Origin of the sequence: Streptomyces sp. SID5785, assembly GCF_009870065.1 — a bacterium.
Taxonomy (GTDB): domain Bacteria; phylum Actinomycetota; class Actinomycetes; order Streptomycetales; family Streptomycetaceae; genus Streptomyces.
Genome location: NZ_WWIA01000989.1, coordinates 1 through 8,935, shown reverse-complemented (window position 1 = coordinate 8,935; position 8,935 = coordinate 1). Strand labels below are relative to the sequence as shown.

The following is an 8,935-nucleotide window of genomic DNA, read 5'->3' as shown; positions in this document are numbered from 1 at the left end:
TGGATCGCCGTGCACAGCATCGCGATCGCCGTCGCCCTGCTGTTCGTGCTGCCGTTCGTCTTCGTCTTCCTCACCTCGGTGATGAGCGACGACCAGGCGATGAGCGGCGACCTGTGGCCCAGCTCCTGGCACTGGGAGAACTACACGACGGTCTTCCGGACCGAGGGCTTCCTCGACTGGTGGAAGAACTCCCTGATCTACGCGGGACTCGGCACCCTCTTCACCGTCTGCTCGGCGATCCCCGTCGCCTACGCGCTCGCCAAGTTCCGCTTCCGCGGCCGCCGCACGGCGATGCTGCTCGTCATCTCGACGATGATGCTGCCCCCGCAGGTCATCGTGATCCCGATGTACCTGGTGTGGGCCCAGCAGTTCCACCTGTCGGGCACCCTGTGGCCGCTGATCATCCCGATGGCGTTCGGCGACGCGTACTCGATCTTCCTGCTGCGCCAGTTCCTGCTGACGATCCCCAAGGAGTACATCGAGTCGGCGCGCGTCGACGGCTGCGGCGAGGTGCGCACCCTGCTGAAGATCGTGGTGCCGATGGCCAAGCCGGGCATCGCCGCGATCGCCCTGTTCCAGTTCTTCTACTGCTGGAACGACTACTTCGGGCCGCAGATCTACGCGGCCCAGAACCCGGCCTCGTGGACGCTCAGTTACGGTCTCGAATCGTTCAAGTCCGCCCACATGGTCAATTGGAACCTGACGATGGCCGCGACGCTGCTCGTGATGGCGCCGGTCTGCATCGTCTTCTTCTTCGCACAGAAGGCCTTCGTCGAAGGCGTCACCCTCACCGGAGTAAAGGGCTGAGAACCGATATGAAGCTCGCCGTGGTCGGCGGAGGCTCGACCTACACACCCGAACTCATCGACGGATTCGCGCGGCTGAGGGACACCCTGCCCATCGAGGAGCTCGTGCTCGTCGACCCGGCGGCCGACCGTCTCGAGCTGGTGGGCGGCCTCGCCCGCCGGATCTTCGCCAAGCAGGGCCACCCCGGCGTCATCCGCACCACGTCCGACGTGGACGCGGGCGTCACCGGCGCCGACGCCGTGCTCCTCCAGCTGCGCATCGGCGGCCAGGCCGCCCGCAACCAGGACGAGACATGGCCGCTGGAGTGCGGCTGCATCGGCCAGGAGACCACCGGCGCCGGCGGTCTCGCCAAGGCGCTGCGCACCGTGCCCGTCGTCCTCGACATCGCCGAGCGCGTCCGCCGCGCCAACCCGGACGCCTGGATCATCGACTTCACGAACCCGGTCGGCATCGTCACCCGGGCCCTGCTCCAGGCCGGGCACAAGGCGGTCGGCCTGTGCAACGTCGCGATCGGCTTCCAGCGCAAGTTCGCCAGGCTGCTCGACGTGCAGCCGTCCGAGGTGCACCTCGACCACGTCGGCCTCAACCACCTCACGTGGGAGCTCGGCGTGCGGCTCGGCGGCCCCGACGGCGACGACGTGCTGCCGCGGCTGATCGCCGAGCACGGCGACGCGATCGCCGAGGACCTGCACATGCCGCGCCCGCTCGTCGACCGGCTCGGCGTCGTGCCCTCGTACTACCTGCGCTACTACTACCAGCACGACGCGGTCGTGCGGGAGCTGCGCACCAAGCCGTCGCGGGCCGCGCAGGTCGCCGAGATGGAGCGCGAGCTCCTGACGATGTACGGCGACCCGGAGCTCGACGAGAAGCCCGCGCTGCTCGCCCAGCGCGGCGGCGCCTTCTACAGCGAGGCCGCGGTCGACCTGGCGGCGTCGCTGCTCGGTGGCGGCGGCTCCCCCCACCAGGTGGTGAACACGTACAACAACGGCACGCTGCCGTTCCTGCCCGACGACGCGGTCATCGAGGTGCAGGCCGCCGTCGACGGCAAGGGCGCCCGCCCGCTGCCGGTGCCGACCCTCGACCCGCTGTACGCGGGCCTCGTCGCGAACGTCACGGCCTACGAGGACCTGGCGCTCGACGCCGCCCTGCGCGGCGGCCGCGACCGCGTCTTCAAGGCGCTGCTCGCGCACCCGCTGATCGGCCAGATCGAGTACGCGGAGCAGCTCACCGACCAGCTGATCGCGCACAACCGGGAGCATCTCGCGTGGGCATGACCGTCCTTGCCATCGACGCGGGGAACAGCAAGACCGACGTCGCGGTGGTCGCGGCCGACGGCACCGTCGTCGCCACGGCCCGCGGCGGCGGGTTCCAACCGCCCCGGGTGGGCGTCCGGGCCGCCGTCGACGTCCTCGCGGACGCGGTGGGCCGGGCGTTCGCCGCGGCGGGCACCGACTCGGTCGACCTGGTCTCGGCCTGTCTCGCCAACGCCGACCTGCCCGTCGAGGAGCGGGAGCTGGCGGAGGCGATCCGGGAGCGCGGCTGGTCGCCGGCGGGCCGGGTCGACGTACGCAACGACACGTTCGCCGTGCTGCGGGCGGGCCTCCTCGAGGACGCCGAGCCGCGCGGGGTCGCCGTCGTGTGCGGCGCCGGCGTCAACTGCGCCGGCATGCTTCCCGACGGGCGCACCGCCCGCTTCCCCGCCATCGGGAAGATATCCGGCGACTGGGGCGGCGGGGGCGGCCTCGCCGAGGAGGCCCTGTGGTTCGCGGCGCGGGCCGAGGACGGGCGGGGCGAGGCGACGGCCCTGCGGGAGGCGCTGCCCGCGCACTTCGGACTGCCGTCCATGTACGCGCTGATCGAGGCGCTGCACCTGGGCCGGGTACCGATGGCGCGACGGCACGAGTGCACGCCCGTGCTGTTCGCCGTCGCGGCGCGGGGGGACGCGGTGGCGCGGGGGCTCGTGGAGCGGATGGCCGAGGAGATCGTGGCCATGTCGACGGTCGCGCTGGGCCGGCTCGACCTGCTGGAGGAGGAGGTTCCGGTGCTGCTCGGGGGGTCGGTCCTCGCGGCGCGGCACGCGCTGCTGGACGCCACGATCCGGGAGCTGCTGTCGTCGCGGGCCCCGAAGGCCCACCCGCGCGTCGTGACGGAACCGCCCGTTCTGGGGGCGGTGCTGCTGGGCCTCGACGCGGTGGGGGCTCCGCCGGGCGCGTACACGAAGGCCCGGGGTCATTACGCCCGTTGAGCGACCGCGGGCCGGTGAGGGCTGGTCGCGCAGTTCCCCGCGCCCCTGAAGGCGGACGGCTGCGCCGCCCAGCCTTCATCGGGGAAATGCGGCGCGAAGCGCCTGCATTTCAGGGGCGCGGGGAACTGCGCGAGAAGCCCCACCGGACGGAGAGCCGTAGGGAACCGCGGGCCGCCCGATCACGTGTTCCTGAGAAGGGGTTCACACAAGATCCAGGCAAGCCCTGTGCGGATACCCACCGCGGCAGCGATAATCGCCGCGTCCGGACGACCATGGGGGAGGGGCGAGTGACACACCCGCCGAACGGGAGCACGGCTCCGCCGACGATGCCGAGCGTGCCGCCGCAGACCCGCGGCGGCCCACCCGCCCCCGCACCACCGTCACCGCCGCCCCCGGCCCCCGCCCCGCCCCGCCGCACCGCGTGGGCCGAGGGCGTCGACCGGCTGAAGGCGGCCGCGACGACCGAACCGGGCCGGCTGCGCATCATCGGCGCCGTCCTGGCCCTGCTCGTCGTGGCGTTCGGCGCGACGACGGCCTGGCAGATGACCGACCGGTCGAGCGCCGCGGACGACGTGCTGCACTCCAGCCAGCCGCTGACCGCCGACGCCGCGGACATCTACCGCTCGCTCGCGGACGCGAACACCGCGGCGTCCAGCGGCTTCCTGGCCGGCGGCCAGGAGCCCGCCGCGGTGCGCGACCGGTACGAGAAGGACATCCGCCGCGCCGCCGAGAAGCTCGTCACGGCCGCGGCCAGCACCGACCCCGGCACCCCGTCGGCCCGCACCATCGCGCGGCTGAACACGCTGCTGCCGCAGTACAAGGGCCTCATCGAGCGCGCCCGGGCCAACAACCGGCAGGGGTTCCCGCTGGGCGGCGCGTACCTGCGCTACGCGAACCAGACGATGCAGACCGAGATGCTCCCGGCCGCCGAGGACCTCTACACCAAGGAGAACCAGCGGCTCCAGGAGGACTACGACGCGGCGACCCCGTACCCGTGGATCGCGCTCGCGCTCGGCCTCGTCGCGCTCGGCACCCTCGGATGGGCCCAGCGCCGCAACTACCGCCGCACGAACCGGGTGTTCAACCAGGGCCTGCTCGGCGCGACCGCGGCCACCACGGTCGTGCTCCTGTGGCTCGTCGTGGGCCACACGGTCGCGCGCAGCGGGCTCGAGTCCTCGTACGACCACGGCGTGAAGTCGCTCAACGTGCTGCACGACGCGAGCATCGCCTCCCTGAAGGCACGCGGCAACGAGAACCTGACGCTGGTCAGCCGCGGCGCCGAGACGGTGTCCGTGCAGGGCGAGACCCGGGACAAGTACGACGTCGACTTCCAGAAGCAGATGAAGGTGCTGGCGGCCAGGCTGACCGCGGCCGACGGCCTCGCCGGGGACGACGAGGCGGGCAGCGCCCCGGTGGACAAGGCGACCGACAGCATGAAGGAGTGGCTCAAGCGCCACGACGACGCCCGCGCGCGCGACGACTCCGGTGACTACCAGGGCGCCCTCGACAAGATCATCGGATCGAAGCAGGGCGCCACGGGGCAGGAGAAGTCGACGGGTGAGTGCTTCGACCTCGTGGACGACAGTCTCGACAAGGCACTCGCCCACGAGCAGCAGCAGTTCGACGACGACGCGAGCGGCGGGCGCGGCGCGATGACCGGTCTCGCGGCCGGCGCCGCGGTCCTCGCGGTCCTCGCCGCGGCGGGCGCACTGCTCGGTGTCGGGCGCAGGCTGTCGGAGTACCGGTGAGAGGGGGTGCGGCAATGAACGAGCGAGGTGCGCGCAGGGTGAGTCTGCGCGGCTGGGGCGGCGTGGCGGCCATGGCGGTCGTCTGCGCGCTGACGGCGGTGTTCGCGCTGCTGCTCCCTCTGGCGCAGCGCACGACGGGGTCGGCGGACGACGGGACGGGCGTCGGCTCCCCCGGCGTCGCGGACGGCCTCCAGGCCAGGGCGCAGGAGTGCGACCCGGCCGTGAAGGGCAAGGAGCCGGAGCGGAGCCTGGCGCCGAGCTCCGCCGAGTCCGGCGCGACGATCAGGGAGATCAAGGACCGCGGCTACCTGTCCGTCGGAGTCGACCAGAACAGCTACCGATGGGGTTACCGTGACCCCAACAACCAGGACAAGAAGAGCGAGTTGGAGGGTTTTGACATCGATCTCGCGCATGAGATCGCGGGCGAGATCCTCGGCGACCGCGACGCGGTCCGGCTCAAGGCCATCCCGACCAACGAGCGCATCCCGGCGATCCAGCGCGGCGATGTCGACATGGTGGTCCGCACGATGACGATCAGCTGCGACCGGCTCAAGGACGTGGCGTTCTCGACGGCCTACTTCCAGACCGGACAGCAGGTGCTCGCCCCGAAGTCGGACACGGACATCACCGGCTACGGCGCCTCGCTCGCCCACAAGCGGGTGTGCACGGCGACCGGTTCCACCGCCTTCACCGCGCTGGAGAAGGGCCGCAAGACCGGCAAGCTGCCGAGCAGCACCGACATCTCGACCACGGTGCCGAACCAGCTGGACTGCCTGGTGCGCCTCCAGCTCGGCGAGGTGGACGCGGTCGTCACCGACGGCGCGCTCGCGGCGAGCCAGGCCGCGCAGGACCCGACGGTGGAGCTCAAGGGCGAGCCGTTCACCGAGGAGTACTACGGCGTCGCCATGAAGAAGGGCGCCGACGACCTGGTGGCCCGGGTCAACAAGGTGCTGGACGACTACCGCAAGGACGGCTGGAAGAAGTCGTACGACTTCTGGCTCGAGCCCGCGCTCGGCGCCTCCGACGGGCCGCCCGCACCGAAGTACAAGTGACCGGACCGACCGGACCGGCACACCGGCACAGTCAGCCGGAACGGCACCGACAGCGAGAGGTGATCGATGGGCGAGGCGGGACCCCCCGGTCCGGTGATGGACCGGGACGAGGTGGACCGTGCCCTGGCCCGGCTCGGCGCCGAGCACGAGGCCGTCGAGACGTCCCTGCTCGCGCTCCAGGACCACGCCGGGCGCCGGCTGCTCGAGGGCGCCGAGCTGACCGGGACGACGCGGGAGCGCTGGGCGTCCGCCGAGCAGGCGATCACGCTCCTGTGGACGTACTTCGAGGCGTACACGGCGAAACTGCGCGGCGCGCGGGAGATCCGCTCGCGGCGGCGCTGGTCCAGCCGTGAGGACCTGGTCGAGCTGACCGAGCTGCTGCGCGGGGAGTGTGTGACGGTGGCCCGGGGCGCGAGCGCCCCGGCGTCGATCACCGGCCCGGCGAAGCTCTCGGAGCGGTTCACGCTGGCCGCGCTGGTGGAGCGGATGAACGCGCTGTACGCGTCGTCCCTCGACATGGTGGTGGCCGCGGACGCGGTCTGGTCGGCGCTGCCCGCCCGGATAGACCTGCTCGCCGCCGAGCTGGGCCGTACCCGGCAGCTGGCGCACTCGGTGGGCGTGCGCCCCGGGGAGCACCCGGCGGGCGACGACCTGGAGCGGATCACGGGCGCCCTGACCCGGCTGCGCGCCGAGGTGGTCTCGGACCCGCTCACCTACTGGCAGAAGGCGCCCGGGAGTTCGGCGCCCGGCGGCGGCCGCCCGGACACGGCGGCCTACGACCGGCAGGCGCAGGCGCTGGAGGAGGTGCGCCGGGAGATCGAGGCCGTGCTCGGGGTGCGGCAGGACGCGGAGGCGCGGCTCGGCCGGCTGCGGGACGTGCTGTCGCGGGCCGACCGGACGCTCGCCGAGGCCCGCTCGGCGCGCGGCGAGGTCCTCGCGAAGATCGCCGCATCGGAGGTGCCCGCGGTGTCGGGCCCGCCGACGGCGCTGCAGGAGCAGCTGGCCGCCGCCGCCGACTACCGGCGGCACGGCCAGTGGCACCGGCTCTCGCCGCTCCTGGAGTCCCTGGAGTCCAAGGCGGAGGACGAACTGCTGCGCGCACGCGAGTCGTTGACCGCGGTGACGGCGCCGCTCGCGGTGCGCGCGGAGCTGCGCGGCCGGCTCGACGCGTACAAGGCGAAGGTGTCGCGGCTCGGCTTCGCGGAGGATCCGTTCCTGGTGGAGCGGTACGACGCGGCGCGCCGCATGCTGTGGAGCGCGCCCTGCGATCTGCGGGTGGCCGAGGCGGCGGTGCTGCGCTATCAACACGCGGCGGCCGAGGTGCTGTCGTCGGGCGGGTCCGCGGGGGCCGCGCCCACGGACCGGAGGGGGGAGCCGTAGCCGTGCAGTGCACACGGCCCGGTTGCACGGGCAGTTACGAGGACATGGGCGGGGAGCTGTACTGCGACACGTGCGGGCTCAAGCCCGCCGCCGCGCCGGTCGAGGGTGACGGTTCGGCGCGCAGTGCGGCGACGCACGCCTCGGGCACGCCCGTGGCCCGCGAGCCCGGCAGCTGCCAGCGGCCCGGGTGCGGCGGCCGGTACGAGGACGTGGGCGGCGGCGAGCTGTACTGCGACACGTGCGGGCTCGCCCCGGTGGTGTCGCCGAACGGAATGGTGTCGTCGCCGCCGACCGGGATGGCGGCCGGCCGCGGCGCACGCGGCTCGCAGAGCGCCTCGTCGAGCTCGCGGGCGTCGTCGCGGGCCTCGTCGCGCTCCGCGCAGTCGCGCCGCTCGGTGTCGGGCCGTCTTTCGCGCTCGCTGTCCGGCGGTTCGGCGACGTCGAGGTCGGTGTCGGTGCGCAGTTCGGGTGCGTCGGCGGGCAGTTCGGGCCGGGCGCGGCTCGGCGCCGGTCTGGTGCGGGTGCCGGACGTGCCGCGGCCCGACCCGCGCGCGATGGTGCAGGAGAACCCCGAGGTGCCCGAGCGGAAGCGGTTCTGCTCGCGCTCGGACTGCGGGGCGCCGGTGGGCCGTTCGCGCGGGGAGCGGCCGGGCCGCACCGAGGGCTTCTGCACGAAGTGCGGCCACCCGTACTCGTTCGTGCCGAAGCTGGACGCGGGCGACATCGTGCACGGCCAGTACGAGGTCGTGGGCTGTCTCGCGCACGGCGGGCTCGGCTGGGTGTACCTGGCGATCGACCGCGCCGTCTCGGACCGCTGGGTCGTGCTCAAGGGCCTGCTCGACACGGGCGACCAGGACGCGATGGCCGCGGCGATCTCGGAGCGCCGCTTCCTGGCGGAGATCGAGCACAGCAACATCGTGCGGATCTACAACTTCGTCGAACACCTCGACCAGCGCACCGGCTCCATGGACGGCTACATCGTCATGGAGTACGTGGGCGGCAAGTCGCTGAAGGAGATCGCGAACGGGCGGCGCACCCCCGACGGCCGGCGTGACCCGCTGGCGGTGGAGCAGGCCTGCGCGTACGGGATCGAGGCCCTGGAGGCGCTCGGCCACCTGCACAGCAGGAACCTGCTGTACTGCGACTTCAAGGTGGACAACGCGATCCAGACCGAGGACCAGCTCAAGCTCATCGACATGGGCGCGGTCCGGCGGATGGACGACGACGAGTCGGCGATCTACGGCACGGTCGGCTACCAGGCGCCCGAGGTCGCGGAGCTCGGCCCGTCCGTCGCCTCCGACCTGTACACGGTGGCGCGCACGCTGGCGGTCCTCACCTTCGACTTCCAGGGCTACACGAACGTCTTCGTGGACTCGCTGCCGGACCCCGACCACATCGAGGTGTTCCGCCGTTACGAGTCCTTCTACCGGCTGCTGGTCCGGGCCACAGACCCGGACCCGGCGCGCCGCTTCGCGTCCGCGCAGGAGATGGCGGAGCAGCTGACCGGTGTGCTGCGCGAGGTGGTGGCGCTCCAGACCGACCGGCCGCGCCCGGCGCTGTCCACGCTGTTCGGGCCCGAGGTGAAGGTGACGGACACCGAGCTGTTCCGCGGTCTCGAGGAGGACGTCTCACGGCTCGGGGTGCGCACGGTGCCGGAGCGCAGACGGCGGGGCGCCGCCCCGGCGCTGCCGCCCGCCGCCGCG

7 protein-coding genes are annotated in these 8,935 nt (G+C 72.8%); all 7 read left to right on the top strand.

Translation table 11 applies throughout. The features are described from left to right. A partial coding sequence (locus GTW43_RS32340; RefSeq protein WP_161305530.1) for a carbohydrate ABC transporter permease occupies nucleotides 1–807 on the top strand: 807 nt, incomplete at its 5' end. An 8-nt stretch (nucleotides 808–815) separates the two neighbouring features. Then, entirely contained in the window at nucleotides 816–2,081 is a 1,266-nt protein-coding gene (locus GTW43_RS32335) for a 6-phospho-beta-glucosidase (RefSeq protein ID WP_161305529.1), read from the top strand. Then, complete coding sequence (locus GTW43_RS32330; protein ID WP_161305528.1) at nucleotides 2,072–3,052, top strand: BadF/BadG/BcrA/BcrD ATPase family protein; 981 nt, start codon at nucleotides 2,072–2,074, stop codon at nucleotides 3,050–3,052. The genes GTW43_RS32335 and GTW43_RS32330 overlap by 10 nt, the downstream gene beginning before the upstream one ends. Before the next feature lie 326 nt (nucleotides 3,053–3,378). Further along, nucleotides 3,379–4,800, top strand: coding sequence for a hypothetical protein (locus GTW43_RS32325; RefSeq protein ID WP_202502226.1), 1,422 nt, complete (start codon nucleotides 3,379–3,381; stop codon nucleotides 4,798–4,800). A 14-nt stretch (nucleotides 4,801–4,814) separates the two neighbouring features. Next, nucleotides 4,815–5,852, top strand: a complete 1,038-nt coding sequence (locus GTW43_RS32320; RefSeq protein ID WP_161305526.1) for a glutamate ABC transporter substrate-binding protein — start codon at nucleotides 4,815–4,817, stop codon at nucleotides 5,850–5,852. 66 nt (nucleotides 5,853–5,918) lie between these two features. Continuing rightward, nucleotides 5,919–7,232, top strand: a complete 1,314-nt coding sequence (locus GTW43_RS32315) for a hypothetical protein (RefSeq protein WP_161305525.1) — start codon at nucleotides 5,919–5,921, stop codon at nucleotides 7,230–7,232. A 152-nt stretch (nucleotides 7,233–7,384) separates the two neighbouring features. After that, nucleotides 7,385–8,935: serine/threonine protein kinase (locus tag GTW43_RS32310; protein ID WP_343246182.1), on the top strand; the 1,551-nt coding region annotated here is incomplete at its 3' end.